Consider the following 21,487-nt stretch of genomic DNA (forward strand, 5'->3'; position numbering starts at 1 on the left):
TCGCTCAACGGATAAAAGCTACCCCGGGGATAACAGGCTTATCTCCCCCAAGAGTCCACATCGACGGGGAGGTTTGGCACCTCGATGTCGGCTCATCGCATCCTGGGGCTGTAGTCGGTCCCAAGGGTTGGGCTGTTCGCCCATTAAAGCGGTACGCGAGCTGGGTTCAGAACGTCGTGAGACAGTTCGGTCCCTATCCGTCGTGGGCGTAGGAAATTTGAGAGGAGCTGTCCTTAGTACGAGAGGACCGGGATGGACGCACCGCTGGTGTACCAGTTGTTCTGCCAAGGGCATAGCTGGGTAGCTATGTGCGGAAGGGATAAGTGCTGAAAGCATCTAAGCATGAAGCCCCCCTCAAGATGAGATTTCCCATAGCGTAAGCTAGTAAGATCCCTGAAAGATGATCAGGTTGATAGGTTCGAGGTGGAAGCATGGTGACATGTGGAGCTGACGAATACTAATAGATCGAGGACTTAACCATATAATATGTAGCAATGTTATCTAGTTTTGAAGGAATATGCATTAAAATTTCTTCTTGACATTTCGAAAGAAATGTTTATAATGATAAAAGTCTGGTAATGATGGCAGAGAGGTCACACCCGTTCCCATACCGAACACGGAAGTTAAGCTCTCTAGCGCCGATGGTAGTTGGGACCTTGTCCCTGTGAGAGTAGGACGTTGCCAGGCTAATATTATTCCGCAGTAGCTCAGTGGTAGAGCTATCGGCTGTTAACCGATCGGTCGTAGGTTCGAGTCCTACCTGCGGAGCCATTATGCTTCCATAGCTCAGCTGGTAGAGCACTTCCATGGTAAGGAAGAGGTCACCGGTTCAAGCCCGGTTGGAAGCTTGGGAATAGGTTTAAAACTTTTTTGGCCCGTTGGTCAAGTGGTTAAGACACCGCCCTTTCACGGCGGTAACACGGGTTCGAATCCCGTACGGGTCACCACTTTTGGAGGATTAGCTCAGCTGGGAGAGCACCTGCCTTACAAGCAGGGGGTCGGCGGTTCGATCCCGTCATCCTCCACCATATATATTTAAAATGTCGGAGGGGTAGCGAAGTGGCTAAACGCGGCGGACTGTAAATCCGCTCCTTCGGGTTCGGCAGGAGATCGCCGGTTCGACCCCGGTCGGGACCGCCATTTTAACTTCTGCTATATAGCAGTTGTTTTTTATTGGACATTATGGTACAATAACATTTGTCTTTGAAAAGAAGATAATTATTTCGATGGGCTATAGCCAAGCGGTAAGGCAACGGACTTTGACTCCGTCATGCGCTGGTTCGAATCCAGCTAGCCCAGCCATTTACGAGCCATTAGCTCAGTTGGTAGAGCATCTGACTTTTAATCAGAGGGTCGAAGGTTCGAGTCCTTCATGGCTCATCATTTTTGCGGAAGTAGTTCAGTGGTAGAATACAACCTTGCCAAGGTTGGGGTCGCGGGTTCGAATCCCGTCTTCCGCTTAATTAATAAGGGGCCTTAGCTCAGCTGGGAGAGCGCCTGCCTTGCACGCAGGAGGTCAGCGGTTCGATCCCGCTAGGCTCCATCTAAATAAAAAAGCTTACATCATATGATGTAAGCTTTTTTTGTGTTTAAAAAGACAACTTTTATACTTGTCGTTTAAAATGAAGAAAACGTAAAAATAAGGGATGGGGAGATAATTGTGAAAGTTGTTATTGCATCTGATTCATATAAAGAAAGCCTAAAAGCTATAGAAGTATGTGGAGCTATTGAAAGAGGTTTTAGAGCAATTTTTCCTAATGCAGAGTATGTGAAAATACCAATTGGAGATGGAGGAGAAGGGACGGTTGAATCACTTGTTGATGCTACAGGGGGGAGAATTATATCAATTAGTGTGACAGGACCGCTTAGAGAAGGTATACAAGCTTTTTATGGCATTTCTAAAGATAAAAAGACAGCGTTTATTGAAATGGCAGCAGCATCAGGATTACAGCACGTTCCAGTTGAAAAGCGCAACCCACTTATTACAACGACAAAAGGAACAGGAGAACTTATATTACATGCGCTAGATCAAGGAGTGGAGTACATAATTTTAGGACTTGGAGGAAGTGCTACAAATGATGGTGGGGCAGGTATGTTAGCAGCTTTAGGAGTAAGATTTATAAATGACAAGGGTGAAGTAATAGATCCATCTGGAGGCACATTACATTCGATTGTTGCTATTGATTTTTCACGAATGGACCCCCGCTTAAAGGGGGTAAAGATAGAAGCGGCATGTGATGTGGATAATCCATTAGTCGGAATGCAGGGAGCATCTTTCATATTTGGGAGACAAAAGGGTGCAAATGTAGAGATGATGAAAGAGCTAGATGAGAATTTACAACATTATGCTAATATGCTTAAACGATATGTATCTTTTGATGTATCTGAAATACCTGGTGCAGGGGCAGCGGGAGGAATGGGAGCGGCTGTTATTTCAGTGTTAAAGGGAGACTTGCGGAGGGGCATTGAAATTGTATTAGATTATACAAATTTCGATAAACATATAGAAGATGCAAATCTCATTATAACTGGTGAAGGTAGAATAGATAAACAAACTGCATATGGAAAGGCTCCTGTGGGTGTTGCGGGGCGTGCAAAACGTTTTTCTGTGCCTGTAATTGCTATTGGAGGGTCTGTATCATCTGATTATTCAGCTGTGTACGAGAAAGGAATAGATGCGGTATTTAGTATTACAACGAGACCGATGACACTAGAAGAAGCATATAAAGTAGCAGAAGAAAATATTGAAATGACAACAAAAAATATTGCAATAGTATGGAAAATAGCATCAGAAAAACACTTCTAAATGTAGGAGTGTTTTATTATTATTATTTAATAATAGTGATTGCGATTGTTTCATTAAGTTAACTTTATACATAGAATAGTCTTGAAATTTAGTTTTCAGTATGAATATAAGTGAATAAATTGTATATCCATACAGAAAAATGTCGAGTTGAGTCAGACTATATAAAAGATTTAAAATATTTAGTGAAGGCATAAAAGGGGGATACTATCTATGAAAAAAGAAATCTCAGTTATTGGAGTTCCAATGGATTTAGGACAGATGCGTCGTGGAGTTGATATGGGACCGAGCGCGATCCGTTATGCAGGGGTAATTGAAAGAATTGAAGAAATTGGATATGACGTTAAAGATATGGGAGATATATGTATAGAGAGAGAAAAAGAGATAGATGAAAATACAAAATTAAGAAACCTTACACAAGTTGCAACTGTATGTAATGAATTAGCAAGTAAGGTGGATCATATTATAGAAGAAGGTCGTTTTCCACTTGTATTAGGTGGTGACCATAGTATTGCTATCGGTACATTAGCTGGTGTAGCAAAACATTATAAAAACTTAGGCGTTATTTGGTATGATGCACACGGTGATTTAAATACAGAGGAAACTTCACCATCTGGAAATATTCATGGTATGTCACTTGCAGCAAGTTTAGGTTATGGACATTCTTCACTTGTAGATTTATACGGAGCATATCCAAAGGTGAAAAAAGAGAATGTCGTAATTATCGGTGCGCGTGCATTGGATGAAGGAGAAAAAGATTTCATTCGCAATGAAGGTATTAAAGTGTTCTCAATGCATGAAATTGATCGTATGGGGATGACGGCTGTTATGGAAGAAACAATCGCATATTTATCTCATACTGATGGTGTACACTTATCATTAGATTTAGACGGTCTTGATCCTCATGATGCACCAGGTGTTGGAACGCCTGTAATTGGCGGTCTATCTTATCGTGAAAGTCATTTGGCGATGGAAATGTTAGCAGAAGCTGATATTATCACATCTGCTGAATTTGTTGAGGTAAATACGATTTTAGATGAGAGAAATAGAACGGCAACAACAGCAGTTGCTTTAATGGGTTCTTTATTCGGTGAAAAACTAAAATAAATGTAAGAAAAGCAACTGAGAAGTTGCTTTTTTTATTTGAAAATAGGCGTATAATAATGATTTATATTATACTGTACAATAAAAATGTTTGACATCTTACCAATTTGAGCTAAAGGGGGTTGTTTGTAATTGTCGTTTGTTTCATGTATGGTATAATTAACTAGTTGTTGGAAATACATACAGATAGAGCATAAAACAATATTTCAATATATGGATAGAATTGCTCGTAAGTAGGAGGAAGGGATAGCATGCCTTTTGAAGATACGACCATTTTGAAATATCTTAGTACGGCATTAGATATTGCCATTGTATGGTTTATTATATATAAGCTAATTCTTATAATCCGAGGGACGAAAGCTGTTCAACTTTTAAAAGGGATTACAGTTATTATCGTCGTTAAGATGATCAGTATTTTCCTTGAATTGCGTACGCTATCTTGGCTAACTGAACAAGTATTAACGTGGGGATTTTTAGCCGTTATTATTATCTTTCAGCCAGAATTGCGAAGAGCACTTGAGCAGCTAGGGCGCGGAAGTTTATTTTCGCGTGTTGGAACGCATGAGGATGATGAACCTGAAATGGTTGCAACAGCGATAGCAAAAGCAACCGAATATATGGGGAAACGTAGAATTGGTGCATTAATTACTTTGTCAAAAGAGACCGGTATGGGTGATTATGTGGAAACGGGTATTCCGCTGAATGCAAACGTATCATCGGAATTACTTATTAATATTTTTATTCCAAATACACCTCTTCATGACGGAGCGGTAATTATGCAAGGAAGTACAATTAAAGCAGCAGCATGCTATCTTCCATTATCAGAAAGTCCGTTTATTTCTAAAGAATTAGGAACTAGACATCGTGCTGCAATGGGAGTTAGTGAAGTTACTGATAGTATTACAGTAGTTGTGTCTGAAGAAACTGGTCAAATTTCTTTAACGAAAAATGGTAAGTTGCATCGTGATTTGAAGACAGAACAGCTGAAGGATATGTTATTAGCTGAATTTAGTGGAAACGAAAAAACGACTTCTTCGTCTTTATGGAATTGGAGGAGAAAGCGTCATGGATAAGTTAATGGAGAATCATTGGTTTTTAAAAGGGATCTCATTACTATTGGCGTGTATGCTTTTTATGTCAGCGACGTTAACTGAAAAAAATACGACATCAGGTATATTACCTTTTGCAAATGATACGAAAGAAACATTAACTAATTATGCTATTAATCTTAAGTATGATGAGGAGAAATATATTGTAAGTGGTATTCCGGCAGAGGGCGTTAAAGTAAAATTAGAAGGCCCAAAAGCATCAGTTGCTACAGCAAAAGCAAAAAAACAATTTGACATACCGGTTGATTTGCGAGATAGTCCAAAAGGAACTTATGAGATTTCTTTAAAAACGAACGGGCTTCCAGATGATGTGAAAGGAACAGTTCAGCCATCAACAATTAAAGTTACTCTTCATGAAAAGGCGAGAAAATATGTTCATGTAGATCTGAAATTATCAAATGAGGATCAGATGCCAGCGGGGGCTACTCTAGAAAAATCAAGCCTTAAACCGGATACTGTTGAGGTAGTTGGGACGAAAGAAGAAATTGAAAGCATTTCATCTGCCAAAGCGTATGTTGATTTAAAAGGTGTTAATAAAACTGTTACAAAAACGCCCGAAGTTACATTATACAATAAAGAAGGAAAACGTTTAAATGTAAGAACAAGTCCATCTAAGATTAGTGTAACGTTGAATGTGGCAACGCAAAATACAGCCAATAATACTGAAAAAACTGTTCCTGTAACGTATACGAAGAAGGGGAGTTTAGCAGAAGGATTGGCGGTTACAAATATCAGTGTTGAACCGAGAGAAGTAACGATAGCTGGTCCAAAAGATATTTTGGATAATATACAATCGCTAGAGGGGGTCGAAGTAGATCTTAGTCAATTGACAGAGTCTACAACATTCGATGCCTCTGTTTTATTACCCAAGGGTGTAACAAGTGCCAAACCGAATCAAGTGAAGGTTTCGGTGGGAGTGCAAAAAACAAAACAAACGAAAACAAAAACGATTGATGGTATCCCAATCCAGAAAAATGGACTTTCTAAAGATGTTACTGCTCAGCTACTTTCGCCGCAAGATGGAAAGATAAGTGTTGATATTTCAGGAGAAGCAAGTATAGTAGATAAAATAACAGCTGCTCAAATAACAGCGGTAATTAATCTGCAAAATGTATCTCCAGGAACGAAAGATATTTCAATTCAAGTGAGTGGTCCTGGTAATATTTCAATAGAGCCAAAACAAAAAAGTGCTAAAGTTACTATTGTGAAGAAAGAAAAACCAGATAAAGAAGTACAGGGTAACGGTCAACAACCGGATTCAAACACCGATCAAGAAAATCAAAATGAGAAACCAAAAAATCCTGAACCTGATTCAGAAAAAGAACAGGAAAAGAATCAAAACCAAAATCAAAATCAAGATAAAGATAAAGAAACGAGTCAAGAACCAACAGTAGATAATCACAATCAAAAAGAGCAAGAAAAAGGAGCGAATCATAATGGGTAAATATTTTGGTACAGATGGAGTACGCGGAGTTGCAAATAAGGAGTTAACACCTGAATTAGCTTTCAAAATTGGACGTTTTGGTGGTTATGTATTAACAAAAGATACAGATCGTCCAAAAGTAATTATTGGTCGTGATACACGTGTATCTGGCCATATGTTAGAAGGAGCTTTAGTAGCAGGGCTATTATCAACTGGAGCAGAAGTAATGCGCCTTGGCGTTATTTCTACACCGGGCGTTGCTTATTTAACAAAAGCACTAGACGCACAAGCGGGTGTTATGATTTCTGCATCTCATAATCCAGTACAAGATAACGGTATTAAATTCTTTGGTTCAGACGGCTTTAAATTAACAGATGAGCAAGAAGCTGAGATTGAAGCTTTATTAGACAAAGAAGTTGATGAACTACCACGTCCGACAGGTACTAATCTTGGACAAGTGAGTGATTACTTTGAAGGTGGACAAAAATATTTACAGTACATTAAACAAACTGTTGAAGAAGATTTCTCTGGCCTACATATCGCTTTAGATTGTGCACATGGTGCAACTTCTTCTCTTGCTCCATACTTATTTGCAGACCTAGAAGCTGATATTTCAACGATGGGAACTTCTCCAAATGGTATGAATATTAATGAGGGTGTAGGATCTACACATCCAGAAGGCTTAGCTGAATTGGTAAAAGAAAAAGGTGCGGATATCGGACTTGCTTTTGATGGCGATGGCGACCGTTTAATTGCTGTAGACGAAAAAGGAAACATCGTTGACGGTGATCAAATTATGTTCATTTGTGCGAAGTACATGAAAGAAACTGGTCAATTAAAACATAATACAGTTGTTTCAACTGTTATGAGTAACTTAGGTTTCTACAAAGCACTTGAAGCAAATAATATTACAAGTGATAAAACAGCAGTTGGTGACCGCTACGTAATGGAAGAAATGAAGCGCGGAGGTTACAACCTAGGTGGAGAACAATCAGGCCATATTATCTTACTTGATTACATTACAACTGGTGATGGAATGTTAAGTGCACTTCAACTTGTAAACATCATGAAAATGACGAAAAAGCCATTATCTGAGCTTGCAGGGGAAATGACGAAATTCCCACAATTGCTAGTAAACGTTCGTGTAACAGATAAAAAATTAGCATTAGAAAATGAAAAAATTAAAGAAATTATTCGTGTTGTAGAGGAAGAAATGAACGGTGATGGCCGTATTCTTGTTCGCCCATCTGGAACAGAGCCACTTATTCGTGTAATGGCAGAAGCACCAACACAAGAAGTTTGTGATGCATATGTACATCGCATTGTAGAAGTTGTGAAAGCCGAAGTTGGCGCTGAATAATTAGCTGAATTTATATGAAAAAGGAGCACAAAAAGTGCTCCTTTTTCATATGTTTTATAGACGATGAAAAAAATTTCATTGACGGTTTATCCATGTTTGTTATAAGATGGTCTTGTTCTTTTTCTCAAAGGAAATATTGTAAATTATAAAAGCGCCAGAACTACAAATAGTGTAGTTGACGAGGTGGGGTTTATCGAGATTTCGGCGGATGACTCCCGGTTGTTCATCACAACCGCAAGCTTTTACTTAAATCATTAAGGTGACTTAGTGGACAAAGGTGAAAGTGTGATGAGAGAAGAGGAACGGATGAAAACTAGCTGTATAAGTATATACGGACTTAAACCCAATCGAGAGGAAGGTGAAAGCCGTTACAAGCTTACAGGGCTAGCAATATGTAATCCGTTTTTTAGTATAAATAAAAATGGTATCGGACTATGTCGTTACATGTTCGCAGAGCAGTGTAAGCATTTGTAACGGCGACTAAACATGTGTGGAATCGTAGGATTTATTGGAGAGCAAGATGCAAAGGAAATTTTATTAAAAGGTTTAGAAAAGCTAGAATATCGTGGATATGATTCAGCAGGTATTGCAGTACAAGCAGAGAACGGTGTTGTTGTATACAAAGAAAAAGGCCGTATCGCAAAACTTCGTGAAATCGTAGATGAGAACGTAGCAGCAAGCGTAGGTATCGGACACACACGCTGGGCTACACACGGTGTTCCAAGTAAAGTAAACGCGCATCCGCATCAAAGTACATCAAAACGCTTTACATTAGTTCATAACGGTGTAATTGAAAACTATGAATTAGTGAAAAAGGAATATTTACAAGATGTAACGTTCGTAAGTGAAACAGATACAGAGGTTATCGTACAGCTTATGGAACAACAAGTGAGCACAGGATTAAGTGTAGAAGAAGCGTTCCGTAATACGCTATCTCTTTTACATGGCTCTTATGCAATCGGATTACTTGATGCTGAAAATCCAAACATGATTTATGTTGCTAAAAACAAAAGCCCGCTATTAGTAGGTGTTGGTGACAACTTTAATGTTGTGGCAAGCGACGCTATGGCGATGTTACAAGTTACAGATCAATTCATTGAGTTAATGGATAAAGAAATCGTAATCGTAACGAAAGAAAGTATTACAATTAAAAACTTACAAGGTGAAACGATTGAACGTGCACCGTTTACAGCGGAATTAGACGCAAGTGATATTGAAAAGGGAACATATCCTCATTTCATGCTTAAAGAAATCGATGAGCAACCACTTGTAATCCGTAATATAATTCAAAAGTATCAAGATGAAAATGGCGAAATTGAATTAAATCAAGACATCCGCAATGCGATTTTAGATAGCGATCGCATTTACATCATTGCATGTGGAACGAGTTATCATGCAGGTCTTGTTGGAAAACAATTTATCGAGAAGTTTGCAAAAATGCCAGTTGAAGTACACGTGGCAAGTGAATTCTCTTACAACATGCCATTATTAACAGAAAGACCATTCTTCATTTACATTTCACAAAGTGGTGAAACAGCTGATAGCCGTGCAGTACTTGTACAAACAAATGAAATGGGGCATAAAGCATTAACAATTACAAACGTGCCTGGTTCTACGCTTTCTCGTGAAGCTGATTATACACTTCCGTTATACGCTGGACCAGAAATTGCAGTTGCATCAACGAAAGCTTACACAGCACAGCTTGCAGTACTTTCAATTTTAGCGGCTGATATTGCTAAAGCAAAAGGTGAAGTTCTTGATTTCGATTTAACACACGAACTAGGACTTGTAGCAAATGCAATGATAGAACTTTGTGATCAAAAAGAAGAAATGGACGCATTAGCAAAACAATTTTTAGCAACAACGCGTAACTGTTTCTTCATCGGCCGTAGCGTAGACTTCTACGTAGGATTAGAAGGTGCGTTAAAACTAAAAGAAATCTCTTACATCCAAGCAGAAGGATTCGCTGGAGGAGAGTTAAAACACGGTACAATCGCTTTAATTGAAAATGGTACACCAGTTATCGCACTTGCTACACAAGAGCACGTAAACCTTGGAATTCGTGGTAACGTGAAAGAAGTAGTAGCACGCGGGGCTAACCCATGTATCATCTCAATGAAAGGCTTAGAAATGGAAGGTGACAGCTTCGTATTACCAGCTGTACACGAAGCGCTAGCACCGCTAGTAGCAGTTATTCCATTACAACTTATCTCATACTACGCAGCACTTCACCGCGAGTGTGACGTTGATAAGCCACGTAACTTAGCTAAGTCTGTTACTGTTGAGTAGGAGATTGGTAGGTTAATAAATATAGTTATAGCTTTAAAATAAATTTACAAATTTGCACCCCTTTAGATATTTTATCTAAAGGGGTATTTTTGTGTCGAAAAAGAACATCTAAAATTGATAAGCGGAAAGAGCCCTATAGATTAAAGTTTTACTTTATCGGATTCACTTTTATTTATCTGAATTTTCCGTTACTATTTTAAGTATCCGTGAACAATTTCCTTTATTACGACAAGAAGAGACGGTAGATTCATGGACATTACAAGGGGGCTTATTATATGAAAGTGAAAGCAAAAACATATTTAAGTATAGAAGAGATTATTTCATTACCAACCGTATCAAGTACAAACATAAGTGATGATGGTAAAAACGTAGCATTTGTTAAGAAGACGGCTGATTGGAAAGACAATACATATAGGAATCATGTATGGATATATGAAAAAGATAAGAAGCAGAGTTACCCATTATCAAATGGTGATATAGATAGTACACACCCATTATGGTCTCCAGATGCTAGGTGTATCGCATATCTTAGTCCAGTTGGTGATGGGGAAAATCAGATATTTGTTAAGTCACTAGATGATTATAGAGAGGTTCAAATTACTGATAAGAAAGAAGGAGTCAGTACATTCAAATGGGGTCCTACTGGCAAGGGTCTTTATTATGTTACGCAGTCAAAAGAATGTGAAGAGATAAAGAAACGTAAGGACCTATATGGAGATTTTCAACATATAGGTAAGGAACACCAGAATAATTGTTTATATTACATTGAAATAGAAAAGGTGATACAAAGTGATACAGATGAACACGAGAACAGAGTTGTTTATCAATTAACGGATGGTAAGGATTTTCATATCCATGAATTTGATATTTCAAATGATGGTAAAAAGGTTGTATTTATGGCGGCACCAAGCTCAAATATGGCAGATTATATAAATGGAGATCTATACATACTCCATATTAAAGCTGGAGAGCTACAAAAGCTGAATGTGGATAAGTTGTTGGGAGGGAGTGTTTGCTTTTCTCCTGACGGCAGTAAAATATGTTACACAGCAAGCATAAGAGAGAAGGATTACTATAGAAACCATATACAAGATAGTACGTTAGAGATATATGATATGAATACTGGAGAGGTAATTCAGCCTCTAACAAACTTTGATAGTACAGTTATGCCATTACAGTGGACAGCTAAAGGAATTTTAATTAGATGGCAGGATAAAACGAATTATCGTATTGGATTACTAGCTGAAGATGGCACTGTGGAAGCATTAAGCGACAAGATAGATGGCTTTATAATGGATGCCTCTATAACAAAGGATGGAAATCATATAACCTATAATAAGGCTATAACAAATGAAACCTTTGAAATCTATTTAGACGATAAAAAAATAACGGATGAAAATAGCTTTTTCAAAGGGAAACTTAAAAGTAACAGGGAAATCATCTCATGGAAAAGTAGTGATGGTCTTGAAATAGAAGGTGTTTTATCAACGCCAGTAGAGTTTGACACTAATAAAAAATATCCTTTATTAGTAGTAATTCACGGCGGTCCGGCTTGGGCATCTTTTCCGATATTTTCAGACTGTTTCAATGAGAAATATCCGATTGAACAGTTTGTTGAAAAAGGCTTTATCGTTTTAGAACCAAATTACAGAGGAAGTTCAGGTTATGGTAATGAATTTTTAAAAGCTAACTATAGAAAACAGGGGATTGCTGACTACGACGATGTTATATCAGGAGTTGATAAACTAGTTGATCAAGGGATAGTAGATAAAGATAGAGTAGGAGTTATGGGATGGAGCAATGGTGGATATGTATCAGCTTTTTGTTCTACATTTAGTAGCAGGTTTAAAGCTATTTCAGTTGGCGGTGGAATAACTAACTGGAGTACCCATTATGTAAATACAGATATACCTTACTTTATTAGAATGTATTTAGGAAATACTCCATGGAATGATCCAGATATATATACGAAGACATCACCTATGACGTATATTAAATCAGCTTGTACGCCTACCTTAATTCAACATGGGGAAAAGGATGCAAGAATTCCGATTACAAATGCATATGATCTATATCAAGGATTAATGGATATGGAAGTTGATACAGAATTAATTATATTTAAAGGAATGGCATATAGTTCTGACCAACCAGGAGTTCATGTGGCTATTATGAAGCAGAACTTGATGTGGTTTTCACACTATATGCTTGAAGAGAGTATGGAGGGTTTTAGGACTTTGTAATAGATGTTTGTACAAGACATATGATTGAAACGGTCTTCATATTGAGATGATTTATTATAAAATATATACTTAAACTACTATCAGTACATACATCAGGGAGGACTAATATGACAGGAAATAAAAATGACTTACTAGTAGAAAAACGTGAAGAGTTATTGAAAGTATTGCAAGCTCGTTTTGAGAAAAACATGAACCGCCATGAAGGTCTTGAATGGGCTAAAGTTGAAGCGAAGCTGACTACTAATAATGAAAAATTGTGGTCACTTAACGAAATGGAAGTAACTGGTGGTGAGCCGGATGTTATTGGTTATGATGAAGAAAAGGACGAATATACTTTCTATGATTGTTCAAAGGAGAGTCCTAAAGGCCGCAGAAGTCTTTGTTATGATCTTGAAGCGTTAGAATCAAGAAAAAAGCATAAACCAGAAAATAACGCTATTGATGTGGCGGCCGCTATGGGTATTGAGTTATTAACGGAAGAACAATATCGAGAGTTACAACAACTTGGAGATTTTGATATGAAATCATCGAGTTGGGTACAAACACCTTCAGATATTAGAGAGCTTGGTGGAGCTCTATTTTGCGATTATCGCTTTGGACATGTTTTCGTGTACCACAATGGAGCAGACTCTTACTATGCTGCCAGAGGTTTTCGTGGTTCATTAAAAGTTTAAATTAGGATAAATAAGAAAAAGAGCCTATATTCAGGCTCTTTTTCTTATTTATATTTTAAAAGTAAATTGTTACTACGCAGTTTTACTTAATTTATATGTTCTGTGGTTGTTTTTACGGAAAAGTTTAGGGAAAACATAGCCATCTAATCCAATACGTCCAGCGTTCTGCCCTGCAACTAAAATGAACATAGTCAAAATAAGCAGGTTTGGGTTTACACTAACAGTTCCGCTTAATAAAAATGAAAGATTCATTATGATTCCGAAAAATGCAGCTGTTTTTGTTAATCCGCCTAAAATCAAACCTAGACCTACTAAAATTTCTCCCCATTGAACTAAAAAGCTAAATAGGTCTGCGTTTGGAAGGACAAAATGTTGAAGGAAATCTGCCCACCAACTTTGTACTGCAGGGTGGTCCCCTGATGCTTGAGCAATAGCACCCTTTAGAAAGCCACTTGCGTCAAAAGATTGTCCGAAGACTTTGCCTATCCCAGCAGCGAACCATGTATATCCTATGTAAAGTCGTAAAAGTAATAATATGAAAGTAGCACGTTTATCAGTTCTTAAAAAATTGATAACCATTGAAATCCCTCCAATATTGTATTTACACGTTTATTATATATCCAATGTGAAAAGATTCACAATGGAGAGAATGTGAACAAGGATAGGTTGTGAATAATTGTTTTATTTTTTGTAACATTTTATCTGCTTTGATAAACTAAGAATAGAGATATATGTAAAGGAGACAAAGACTCAATATGTGGATGAACTTGTAATGATTAGAAACTAGATAGATAAATTTTGCTCTCATAAGCGAGGGTTTATTTAGTTATCTGTAAATCATTCAAGGAATGCATATTTGGCTTGTACATCCCTTTTATAAGGATAGGTGCCTATTTTATGTATCTGTCTTTTTTGTGGGAAAGTTTATATCTCTTATATAAAATATGCGTCCTTTAAACTTGGAGGAGTATATGATGAACCAATTAAAAAATAAAGTAGCAGTTATTACAGGGGTAAGTCGTCTAGATGGTATAGGGGCAGCGATTTGTAAAGAATTAGCAGAATCAGGATACGATATATTTTTTACGTATTGGACAGCTTACGATAAAGAGATGCCTTGGGGCGTTGATAAAAATGAACAAATACAATTAAAAGAAGAGTTACTAAAAAACGGTGTTAAAGTATCAAGTATGGAGTTAGATTTAACTCAGAATGATGCACCAAAAGAGCTTATAAATAAAGTTACTGAACAATTAGGGTACCCTCATATATTAATTAATAATGCAGCATATTCTACGAATAATGATTTCTCTACGTTGACTGCTGAAGAATTAGATAAGCATTATATGGTAAATGTTCGTGCGACTACATTGCTCAGTAGTCAATTTTCCCGGGGATTTGATAAGAAATCTGGTGGTAGAATTGTTAATATTACTTCGGGGCAATTTCAAGGTCCTATGGCAGGAGAACTAGCTTATGCGACAACGAAGGGAGCTATTGATGCTCTTACTAGTACGTTGTCAGCAGAGGTAGCTCATTTAGGAATAACAGTGAATGCAATTAATCCAGGACCAACCGATACAGGATGGATGACTGAAGAGATAAAACAAGGGTTAAAGCCGATGTTTCCTTTTGGCAGAATTGGTGAGCCAAGGGATGCAGCTAGACTCATTAAATTTTTAGTAAGTGAAGAGGCCGAGTGGATTACTGGGCAAGTTATTCATTCAGAAGGTGGATTTAAAAGATAAAAAAGAAGGCATCTCACCAGGGTGAGATGCCTTCTTTTTTAATCTTTCTTCAATCTTCGTGCAACACCATTCCCTAAAGACTGTAATCCTTGAACGAGGATAATTAAAATAAAGACGGTTGCATACATTACTTCAGGCTCGTAGCGTAAATGTCCGAAGCGGTATGCTAAATCCCCTAGCCCGCCAGCACCTACAAGGCCAGCCATTGCTGTTGCGCCGATTAAGCCGATCGTTGCGATTGTTAATCCGAGTACAAGGGAGGGACGAGCTTCTTTCACCATGACGTGCCAAATGATTTTTATAGTAGAGACTCCCATCGCTTGGTAGGCTTCAATGACACCGCGATCGACTTCTAGTAAAGCTGTCTCCATTAAACGTGCGATATAAGGGGCTGTGAAGACGACAAGCGGTACGATAACACCTTGCACGCCAATGGACGTTCCCATTAGAAACTTTGTAAAAGGTAAAATAAAGAATAATAGAATGATAAATGGAAGAGAGCGAATGATATTAATAATTGTATTAAGAATAGGATAGATGATTTTATTTTCACGCTGTCCACCAGGTCTCGTTAAAACAAGTGTGACGCCAAGTGGTAATGCAATAAGGATCGAGATGAGTAATGAGATAGATGTCATTTGAAAGGTTTGGATTGTGGCTTCCCATATGACTTTACCCCATTCATCCAAAAAGGACTTGTTTCCCATAATCTGTTCTACCTCCTTCTACGATGATTCCTTGCTCTTGTAAAAATGATAAAGCACGGTGGATTTCATTTTGTTCCCCTTGCATATGAACGACTAGTTTCCCATATGCTTCATGTTTTAACTGCGTAATATTACCGGATAAAATATTCGGATACACTTGGAAACGTTTTGTGGCAACGGCTAAGGCAGGTTCCCCTGAAGTAGTGCCAATAAATGAAAGTGTTACAATTTCTCCAGTACTTTGTAGTTCTTTCTGTACCTCTTTTGGAATTTTCGCTGCAAATGCGCTATTTACAAATTTCTTCGTGGTTACATGTTGTGGGTTTGTGAAAATATCTTTTACAGTCCCACTTTCGACTACAGATCCATGTTCCATAACAGCAACGCGGTCACATATACGCTGGATGACATTCATTTCATGTGTAATGAGTAAAATCGTAATTCCGATTTCTTCGTTAATCTTTAATAACAAATCAAGGATAGAATCGGTTGTTTCGGGATCTAATGCGCTCGTTGCTTCATCACTTAATAACACTTCAGGTTCATGTGATAGCGCACGAGCAATTGCAACACGCTGTTTTTGACCACCAGAAAGTTCGCTTGGATACGCATCTTTTCTATTAAAAAGATCGACAATGCGTAAATACTTTTCTACTCTTTTTTCAATTTCTGCTTTTGGAATGCCAGCAAGCCGTAACGGTAATGCGATATTTTCATAAACGGTAACAGTTTTAAGTAAATTGAATCCTTGGAAGATCATTCCGATTTTTTGTCTCGATTTTGCTAGTTCTTTTGTCGATAACGTTGTTAAGTCTTGTTCGTTTACAATGATATTTCCTGTCGTTGGTTTTTCTAATAAATTTACACATCGAATCAATGTACTTTTACCAGCGCCACTATACCCAATGATTCCAAATACCTCGCCTTTTTCTACTTTAAGGGAAGTAGACTTAAGAGCCTCAACATTCCCTTTTTTTGTTGTAAATACTTTGGATATGTTTTTTAATTCAATCATTATCGTAAGCTCCTACCAAGATGGTAAAACTGAACCATCAAATTTTTTCTCGATAAACTCTTTTACTTTTTTAGATTGATAAGCTTTCTTTAATTTGTTTACAACGGCATCATCTTTATTTTCAGTACGAACAACGACCCAGTTCACATATGGTGAATCTTTTCCTTCGCGGAAGATAGAATCTTTCGCTGGACTTAATTTTGCACCTAATGCAAAGTTTGTGTTAATTGCAGCTGCTTTCACTTCACTTAGTTGTGTTGGTAATTGAGATGCCTCTAATTCGACAATCTTTAATTTTTTTGGATTTTCAATTACATCTTTTGCAGTCGCTTTTTCTGTAGCCTTTGGATCAACTTTTAAAACCCCTGCTTTTTCAAATAATTTTAAAGCTCGAAGTTCATTCGTTGGGTCATTTGGTACAGCAATTGCGTCGCCCTCTTTTAAGTCTTTTACATCTTTTATATCTTTAGAATATACGCCCATAGGGAATGTTACTGTTGAAAATACTTCAGCTAATTTCATATTGCGTTCAGCTTTAAATACATCTAAATACGATTTCGTTTGGTAGCTATTTACATCAAGGCTTTTTTCATCTAAAGATACGTTTGGCGCTACATAATCATTAAATACTTTTATATCAATTTCGAGACCATCTTTTGCTGCAACTTCTTTTACCTTTTCAAAAATTTGTTCATGTGGTCCACCTGTTACACCGACAGTAATCTTTTTCTCGTCTAATGCTTTTACCTCTTTATCTGAACTCACGCTACATGCGCCTAATAATAATACTGCTCCGCTTACAATGCTTAATAATACCTTTTTCATCTATAAATCCCCCTTCATATACGTTCCAAAATAAAAAGCACCTCCCAAAAATAAGAGAGGTGCCGAATAGACGAAATAGATTCCTCTCTTATCTTCCAAAACGAAAACTCGTTTTGCAGGAATTAGCACCTTAGCTTATACGTCATAAGCTCGGTTGCCGGGCATCATCGGGCCAGTCCCTCCGCCACTCTTGATAAGAGTATGTGTATGTAGTTTTGAATATGGTACTAATAGTAAATCGTACAAAAAGAATTGTCAATGATATTTTCGGAATATATTTTATTTTAAGATAATCGAAACGTTCCCCTTTTTATGTCCTTTTTCTACATATATATGAGCTTCAGCAATTTCTTCTAATCGGTAAGTTCTATCAATAACAGGTTTTAGCTTTTCTGTTTCAGCTAGTTGTTTTAGTAGGTTCATATCTTCTTTACTGACCTTTGCCATCATTCCGTTCACAGATACATATTTTCCATTAGGCATTAATGCATCTGTACAAAGAGACTTTTTATATTTTCCAACTGCATCAAATATAATATCGTAGTGCTCGCCCTGCTTAGTAAAATCTTCTTTCATATAATCAATTATGTTGTCTGCCCCTAAAGTTGTTACTAGATCGAAATTCGAACTACTACAAATGGCTGTGACAGTCGCCCCGAAGTATTTAGCAAGTTGTATGGCAGCTGTCCCTACTGACCCAGAGGCGCCGTATATAAGTACTCGTTGCCCTTTTTTTATCTGTCCTTTTCTAAGGAAGTGCAATGCTGAAGTTCCGCCGAAAGGAATAACGGCAGCTTCTTCATATGTCACATTGGTAGGTTTTAATGCTATTAATCCACTTTCATGCACGCATGTATATTCCGCATAACCACCAAGGTTTAGTTCTGTTAATGCAAAAACTTGATCTCCTTTTTTAAATTGTGTTACATCTGTTCCAATGTCTTCGATTTCACCGGATAACTCTACGCCAAGTATAGGTTTTCTCGGTTTTCTGAAACCTAATATGATCCGCATAGGAATCCAAAATAAGAGGGGGCTATTAAAGCCACGTATTCTACAATCTCCAGTCGATACACTTGTTGCGTGAATTTTAACTAATACTTCATTTTTTTTAGGTTTAGGCTTTTCTACATTTTGAAGCTGGAGAACATTAGGTGGTCCGTACTTTGTACAAATAATCGCTTTCATAATGACCTCCTGAAATGAGTTGTTATTATTTACATCATATTTAAACTTTTTCTCAAACATGTTGTTATATAGGAAATAAATTTAAAGATAAATATTACGAATTATATAGATTTCATAGGAAAAGAGATGATATTATTTTTGGGAAGGAGGGGACGTTATGAAAAAACTTATTTTAATTTCAAGTTTAGTACTTGCAGTCGGTCTAGGAGTAGGGTGTAGTAATGAGAAAACAAAAAAGACTGACGAACCGAAAAAAGAAGCTGTGCAGAAAGAAAAGGAATTAACAGCGAAGGATGTTTTTAATAAAGCGAATGAAGCTTTTAAAAACGAAGAAAATGTAACGATGACATATGATGTGGGAATAAAGGCTGAAGGAACAGAGATGAATGTAATAAAGGCTAAAATGCAACTAGAGCCGAAGAAAAAAAATTCTCGTTCTGAAATGAATGTTTCTGGTACAGAGGTTGTTGTTTATGATGTGGGTGGCAAAATTGCTGGTCAGTTGAAAAATCCTAATACGGGTGAAATTATGTCTGTACCAGAGGAACAATTGAATGCTAACGGAATGAACGCGACTCAAGGAATGGTAGATAATTTAGAGATTCCATCGGAAATTTTAAATAAAGTGAAGATGGAGAAAAGTGGAGATAATTATAAGCTGAAGTTTGCATTAAAAGGGCAAGAGACAGAGAGTATGCTAGCTAGTATGGATGAAAAGCAGAAACAAATGCTACAAGGCCAAAATGCAAAGATAGAAGAAATAGATGGGGAATATATTATTACAAAAGATTTTAAATATGAATCAGCAAAGATAGATATGGTTATGAGTAGCAATGGTGAGGATAAAGCGCACATTATTACGGATGCAAAGTTTACATCGTATGATAAATTTGATCCAATACAATTGCCAGCAGCAAAGTAATCACTGTCAAGAGAGGTACCTGAAAGAAAGGGTATCTCTTTTTGTTGCTAATAAGGAGAGTGTCCTTTGAAAAAAAGAAAGATAGCAGCGGTCATTGTCGCATATACGGTTTTGCTTGCAACGTCTGTACATACGTATAAAAAACAAATTGATCATCCTATTATGAGTGATGTAGGTAAATTGCTTCCGACAAAAATAAAACGTGTTGAAAGTGCTACGGAAGAGCACTCGTTAATAAAATTAGTGCGAGATGCAAAAGTTTCAGGAGAGAAAATTTCCATTGCAGGCATGCAACATAGCCAAGGAGGACAGACATATTATCCGAATGGCACGATGCTCGATATGAAAGGATATAATAAAATATTAGAATTTGATCCAGAGAAGAAGCGGATTACAGTTCAAAGTGGTGTCACCTGGAATGATATTCAGAAGAAAATAAATCCTTATGGCCTTGCGGTACAGGTCATGCAGTCTCAAAATATTTTTACTGTTGGCGGTTCATTAAGTGTAAATGTACACGGGCGTGATATTCGTCATGAGGCACTGATTGATACAGTAGATTCATTTAGATTGTTAATGGCAGATGGCACGGTACGTAATGTAAGTAGAGAAGAAAATGCAGAGTTATTTCCATATGTCATTGGGGGTTACGGTTTATTTGGAGTTATTTTAGATGTGACGCTGAAGTTAACAGATGATGAATTATATGAAATGCACACGAGAATGATAGATTATAAAGAATACGCATCTTATTTCAAAGAGAAAGTGAAAAGAGATGAGAATGTTCGTATGCACTTAGCGCGTATTTCTGTTGCTCCAAATTCATTTTTAAAAGAGATGTATGTGACAGATTATACTTTGGCACAAAATCAAAATATGAGAGAAGAGTACAGTGAATTAAAGGAAGAAAATATTATAGCTGCACCGAAATTTTTACTTGGGTTATCACGTTATAGTGATTGGGGAAAGAATACATTTTGGGATATACAAAGAGGTTATTTTGAACGTACAGATGGAAAGTATGAGACGCGTAATAACGTTATGAGATCAGATAGTGCTTTTATGGAATATGAAAATCCAAATAGGACCGAAGTGTTACAAGAATACTTTGTGCCTATAGATGCTTTCACAGAGTATATAGATGATTTACGTAACGTATTAAATGAAGAAGAGTTTAATTTACTCAACATTACGATTCGTTACGTGGAAAAGAATGAAAATGCAGTTTTGTCCTATGCGAAAGATGATATGTTTGCGCTGGTTCTTTTGATTAACCAGGGACGCTCAGAGAGTGAGATAAAGAAAACAGAGGATGTCATTCGAAAGATGATTGATATTACTTTAAAGCATAATGGTAGTTACTATTTGCCGTATTATTCTTATCCAACGAAAGAGCAGTTAAAGAGGGCATATCCTCGCATTGAAGAATTTCTCAAGAAAAAGAAGGAAGTAGATTCAGAAGAGAGATTTGTGAATTTATTTTATAGGGAGTATACGAAATGACATATAGAAGATTTGTGGCTTCGCAAAGTATCATCATGATGGCAGGAAGTATGGTATTTCCTTTTTATATATTATTGCTTCGAAACGTTGGAAATAGCTTCTCGCAATTTGGCTGGGCGTATGGCTTATTTGCTTTAACATCAGCACTTGTATATCCACTAGTGGGAAAGGTATCTGATCAAGTAGGGGATAAAAAATTATTAATCATATACGCTTGGTCCATGGCAATCTTAATGCTTTGCTTTCCAATTGCCACGGAAGTTTGGCATGTGTATATTCTTCAAATTGTAATGGGCGTTTTAGGTGCTGTGCAGCGTAATACTGAGAAGACTTCGTTAGCACGAAAGGTTGCGCAGGAAAAGGCTGGTTATGAGATTGGAAAATACCATGTGTGGACATCCATTGGCGGAGCAGTAGCGGTTATTGCCACGGGATATTTAGTAGATTTCTTTACGATTGGTACAATTTTTTATATTGCATCTATTCTATATGTAGTGAGCGGGATTGTATTAAGTAGTAAAAAAATATAACTATTCCTATTTTCACCTTAATAACCTTTATTTGTTATACTAAAAGG

Annotated in this window: 18 protein-coding genes, 9 tRNA genes, 2 rRNA genes and 1 riboswitch (1 of these 30 running past the window's edge); of the genes, 24 read left to right on the forward strand and 5 right to left on the reverse strand. The window is 37.2% G+C overall.

All coding sequences use genetic code 11. The features are described 5' to 3' along the window. The 20 genes from N2V80_RS00885 to N2V80_RS00980 all read left to right on the forward strand — a co-directional run. Nucleotides 1-481, forward strand: a 23S ribosomal RNA gene (locus N2V80_RS00885); it begins 2,441 nt to the left of the window's first position. A gap of 90 nt (nucleotides 482-571) precedes the next feature. After that, nucleotides 572-687, forward strand: a 5S ribosomal RNA gene (rrf, locus tag N2V80_RS00890). Nucleotides 688-696: 9 nt separating this feature from the next. After that, a tRNA-Asn gene (locus N2V80_RS00895) sits at nucleotides 697-771 on the forward strand. A 4-nt stretch (nucleotides 772-775) separates the two neighbouring features. Continuing rightward, nucleotides 776-848, forward strand: a tRNA-Thr gene (locus N2V80_RS00900). A gap of 24 nt (nucleotides 849-872) precedes the next feature. Further along, nucleotides 873-947, forward strand: a tRNA-Glu gene (locus N2V80_RS00905). A gap of 5 nt (nucleotides 948-952) precedes the next feature. Then, a tRNA-Val gene (locus N2V80_RS00910) sits at nucleotides 953-1,028 on the forward strand. Between the two features lie 23 nt (nucleotides 1,029-1,051). Beyond that, nucleotides 1,052-1,140: transfer RNA gene (locus tag N2V80_RS00915), tRNA-Tyr, on the forward strand. 87 nt (nucleotides 1,141-1,227) lie between these two features. After that, nucleotides 1,228-1,302 (forward strand) — tRNA-Gln (locus tag N2V80_RS00920). Nucleotides 1,303-1,307: 5 nt separating this feature from the next. Beyond that, nucleotides 1,308-1,380: transfer RNA gene (locus N2V80_RS00925), tRNA-Lys, on the forward strand. A gap of 8 nt (nucleotides 1,381-1,388) precedes the next feature. Continuing rightward, a tRNA-Gly gene (locus tag N2V80_RS00930) sits at nucleotides 1,389-1,460 on the forward strand. A gap of 10 nt (nucleotides 1,461-1,470) precedes the next feature. Continuing rightward, nucleotides 1,471-1,543, forward strand: a tRNA-Ala gene (locus tag N2V80_RS00935). Between the two features lie 117 nt (nucleotides 1,544-1,660). Beyond that, complete coding sequence (locus tag N2V80_RS00940) at nucleotides 1,661-2,806, forward strand: glycerate kinase (RefSeq protein WP_000869584.1); 1,146 nt, start codon at nucleotides 1,661-1,663, stop codon at nucleotides 2,804-2,806. A 210-nt stretch (nucleotides 2,807-3,016) separates the two neighbouring features. Further along, on the forward strand, nucleotides 3,017-3,910 hold the full coding sequence (gene rocF, locus N2V80_RS00945; RefSeq protein ID WP_000711563.1) for an arginase: 894 nt from the start codon (nucleotides 3,017-3,019) through the stop codon (nucleotides 3,908-3,910). A gap of 248 nt (nucleotides 3,911-4,158) precedes the next feature. Then, nucleotides 4,159-4,980: a diadenylate cyclase CdaA gene (gene cdaA / locus N2V80_RS00950; RefSeq protein WP_001115697.1), complete on the forward strand. Its 822-nt coding sequence runs from the start codon at nucleotides 4,159-4,161 to the stop codon at nucleotides 4,978-4,980. Further along, nucleotides 4,973-6,460, forward strand: a complete 1,488-nt coding sequence (locus N2V80_RS00955; protein WP_000359598.1) for a CdaR family protein — start codon at nucleotides 4,973-4,975, stop codon at nucleotides 6,458-6,460. Before cdaA ends, N2V80_RS00955 begins: the two co-directional genes overlap by 8 nt. Beyond that, a complete protein-coding gene (glmM, locus tag N2V80_RS00960; protein ID WP_000521476.1) occupies nucleotides 6,453-7,799 on the forward strand; it encodes a phosphoglucosamine mutase in 1,347 nt (448 codons plus the stop codon). The genes N2V80_RS00955 and glmM overlap by 8 nt, the downstream gene beginning before the upstream one ends. Nucleotides 7,800-8,087: 288 nt before the next feature. After that, nucleotides 8,088-8,273, forward strand: coding sequence for a hypothetical protein (locus N2V80_RS00965; RefSeq protein ID WP_001206405.1), 186 nt, complete (start codon nucleotides 8,088-8,090; stop codon nucleotides 8,271-8,273). Between the two features lie 12 nt (nucleotides 8,274-8,285). Further along, on the forward strand, nucleotides 8,286-10,088 hold the full coding sequence (gene glmS / locus N2V80_RS00970) for a glutamine--fructose-6-phosphate transaminase (isomerizing) (protein WP_000334163.1): 1,803 nt from the start codon (nucleotides 8,286-8,288) through the stop codon (nucleotides 10,086-10,088). A 275-nt stretch (nucleotides 10,089-10,363) separates the two neighbouring features. After that, entirely contained in the window at nucleotides 10,364-12,328 is a 1,965-nt protein-coding gene (locus tag N2V80_RS00975) for a S9 family peptidase (protein ID WP_000864889.1), read from the forward strand. A gap of 107 nt (nucleotides 12,329-12,435) precedes the next feature. Beyond that, nucleotides 12,436-13,002 (forward strand): DUF4256 domain-containing protein, encoded by a 567-nt coding sequence (locus N2V80_RS00980; RefSeq protein ID WP_000147390.1) that lies wholly within the window; start codon nucleotides 12,436-12,438, stop codon nucleotides 13,000-13,002. Nucleotides 13,003-13,074: 72 nt separating this feature from the next. Here the strand turns inward: N2V80_RS00980 and N2V80_RS00985 are convergent, their stop codons facing one another. Beyond that, nucleotides 13,075-13,581 (reverse strand): DoxX family membrane protein, encoded by a 507-nt coding sequence (locus tag N2V80_RS00985; protein ID WP_000236359.1) that lies wholly within the window; start codon nucleotides 13,579-13,581, stop codon nucleotides 13,075-13,077. 392 nt (nucleotides 13,582-13,973) lie between these two features. On the opposite strand from N2V80_RS00985, the gene N2V80_RS00990 reads away from it, so the two are divergent. Continuing rightward, nucleotides 13,974-14,750: an SDR family oxidoreductase gene (locus N2V80_RS00990; RefSeq protein ID WP_002098920.1), complete on the forward strand. Its 777-nt coding sequence runs from the start codon at nucleotides 13,974-13,976 to the stop codon at nucleotides 14,748-14,750. A gap of 38 nt (nucleotides 14,751-14,788) precedes the next feature. Here the strand turns inward: N2V80_RS00990 and N2V80_RS00995 are convergent, their stop codons facing one another. The 4 genes from N2V80_RS00995 to N2V80_RS01010 all read right to left on the reverse strand — a co-directional run bounded on the left by N2V80_RS00995 (nucleotide 14,789) and on the right by N2V80_RS01010 (nucleotide 18,485). Then, nucleotides 14,789-15,457 (reverse strand): methionine ABC transporter permease, encoded by a 669-nt coding sequence (locus tag N2V80_RS00995; RefSeq protein ID WP_000527151.1) that lies wholly within the window; start codon nucleotides 15,455-15,457, stop codon nucleotides 14,789-14,791. Next, entirely contained in the window at nucleotides 15,432-16,472 is a 1,041-nt protein-coding gene (locus N2V80_RS01000) for a methionine ABC transporter ATP-binding protein (RefSeq protein WP_000571318.1), read from the reverse strand. The genes N2V80_RS00995 and N2V80_RS01000 overlap by 26 nt, the downstream gene beginning before the upstream one ends. A 12-nt stretch (nucleotides 16,473-16,484) precedes the next feature. Beyond that, on the reverse strand, nucleotides 16,485-17,297 hold the full coding sequence (locus N2V80_RS01005) for a MetQ/NlpA family ABC transporter substrate-binding protein (protein ID WP_061654878.1): 813 nt from the start codon (nucleotides 17,295-17,297) through the stop codon (nucleotides 16,485-16,487). A gap of 85 nt (nucleotides 17,298-17,382) precedes the next feature. Continuing rightward, nucleotides 17,383-17,497: riboswitch (SAM riboswitch) on the reverse strand. A gap of 79 nt (nucleotides 17,498-17,576) precedes the next feature. Next, the gene (locus N2V80_RS01010) at nucleotides 17,577-18,485 is read right to left on the reverse strand and encodes an NAD(P)-dependent alcohol dehydrogenase (RefSeq protein WP_000643862.1); all 909 of its coding nucleotides are present in this window, start codon (nucleotides 18,483-18,485) and stop codon (nucleotides 17,577-17,579) included. 157 nt (nucleotides 18,486-18,642) lie between these two features. Here N2V80_RS01010 and N2V80_RS01015 point away from each other — a divergent pair, with 157 nt between their 5' ends. The 3 genes from N2V80_RS01015 (at nucleotide 18,643) to N2V80_RS01025 (ending at nucleotide 21,440) form a co-directional block, all read left to right on the forward strand. After that, nucleotides 18,643-19,407, forward strand: a complete 765-nt coding sequence (locus tag N2V80_RS01015) for a DUF6612 family protein (protein ID WP_000733612.1) — start codon at nucleotides 18,643-18,645, stop codon at nucleotides 19,405-19,407. Nucleotides 19,408-19,473: 66 nt separating this feature from the next. Next, nucleotides 19,474-20,910, forward strand: a complete 1,437-nt coding sequence (locus N2V80_RS01020) for an FAD-binding oxidoreductase (protein ID WP_000746276.1) — start codon at nucleotides 19,474-19,476, stop codon at nucleotides 20,908-20,910. After that, the gene (locus N2V80_RS01025; protein WP_000222367.1) at nucleotides 20,907-21,440 is read left to right on the forward strand and encodes an MFS transporter; all 534 of its coding nucleotides are present in this window, start codon (nucleotides 20,907-20,909) and stop codon (nucleotides 21,438-21,440) included. The genes N2V80_RS01020 and N2V80_RS01025 overlap by 4 nt, the downstream gene beginning before the upstream one ends. The last annotated feature ends 47 nt before the right edge of the window (nucleotides 21,441-21,487 follow it).

Origin of the sequence: Bacillus sp. FSL W8-0640, from assembly GCF_038007725.1 — a bacterium.
Classification (GTDB): domain Bacteria; phylum Bacillota; class Bacilli; order Bacillales; family Bacillaceae_G; genus Bacillus_A; species Bacillus_A cereus.

Coding starts and splice junctions, on each gene's coding strand:
- rocF (WP_000711563.1), top strand. CDS start 3,017: ATGAAAAAAGAAATCTCAGTTATTGGAGTTCCAATGGATTTAGGACAG.
- cdaA (WP_001115697.1), top strand. CDS start 4,159: ATGCCTTTTGAAGATACGACCATTTTGAAATATCTTAGTACGGCATTA.
- N2V80_RS00955 (WP_000359598.1), top strand. CDS start 4,973: ATGGATAAGTTAATGGAGAATCATTGGTTTTTAAAAGGGATCTCATTA.
- glmM (WP_000521476.1), top strand. CDS start 6,453: ATGGGTAAATATTTTGGTACAGATGGAGTACGCGGAGTTGCAAATAAG.
- N2V80_RS00965 (WP_001206405.1), top strand. CDS start 8,088: ATGAGAGAAGAGGAACGGATGAAAACTAGCTGTATAAGTATATACGGA.
- glmS (WP_000334163.1), top strand. CDS start 8,286: ATGTGTGGAATCGTAGGATTTATTGGAGAGCAAGATGCAAAGGAAATT.
- N2V80_RS00975 (WP_000864889.1), top strand. CDS start 10,364: ATGAAAGTGAAAGCAAAAACATATTTAAGTATAGAAGAGATTATTTCA.
- N2V80_RS00980 (WP_000147390.1), top strand. CDS start 12,436: ATGACAGGAAATAAAAATGACTTACTAGTAGAAAAACGTGAAGAGTTA.
- N2V80_RS00985 (WP_000236359.1), bottom strand. CDS start 13,581: ATGGTTATCAATTTTTTAAGAACTGATAAACGTGCTACTTTCATATTA.
- N2V80_RS00990 (WP_002098920.1), top strand. CDS start 13,974: ATGATGAACCAATTAAAAAATAAAGTAGCAGTTATTACAGGGGTAAGT.
- N2V80_RS00995 (WP_000527151.1), bottom strand. CDS start 15,457: ATGGGAAACAAGTCCTTTTTGGATGAATGGGGTAAAGTCATATGGGAA.
- N2V80_RS01000 (WP_000571318.1), bottom strand. CDS start 16,472: ATGATTGAATTAAAAAACATATCCAAAGTATTTACAACAAAAAAAGGG.
- N2V80_RS01005 (WP_061654878.1), bottom strand. CDS start 17,297: ATGAAAAAGGTATTATTAAGCATTGTAAGCGGAGCAGTATTATTATTA.
- N2V80_RS01010 (WP_000643862.1), bottom strand. CDS start 18,485: ATGAAAGCGATTATTTGTACAAAGTACGGACCACCTAATGTTCTCCAG.
- N2V80_RS01015 (WP_000733612.1), top strand. CDS start 18,643: ATGAAAAAACTTATTTTAATTTCAAGTTTAGTACTTGCAGTCGGTCTA.
- N2V80_RS01025 (WP_000222367.1), top strand. CDS start 20,907: ATGACATATAGAAGATTTGTGGCTTCGCAAAGTATCATCATGATGGCA.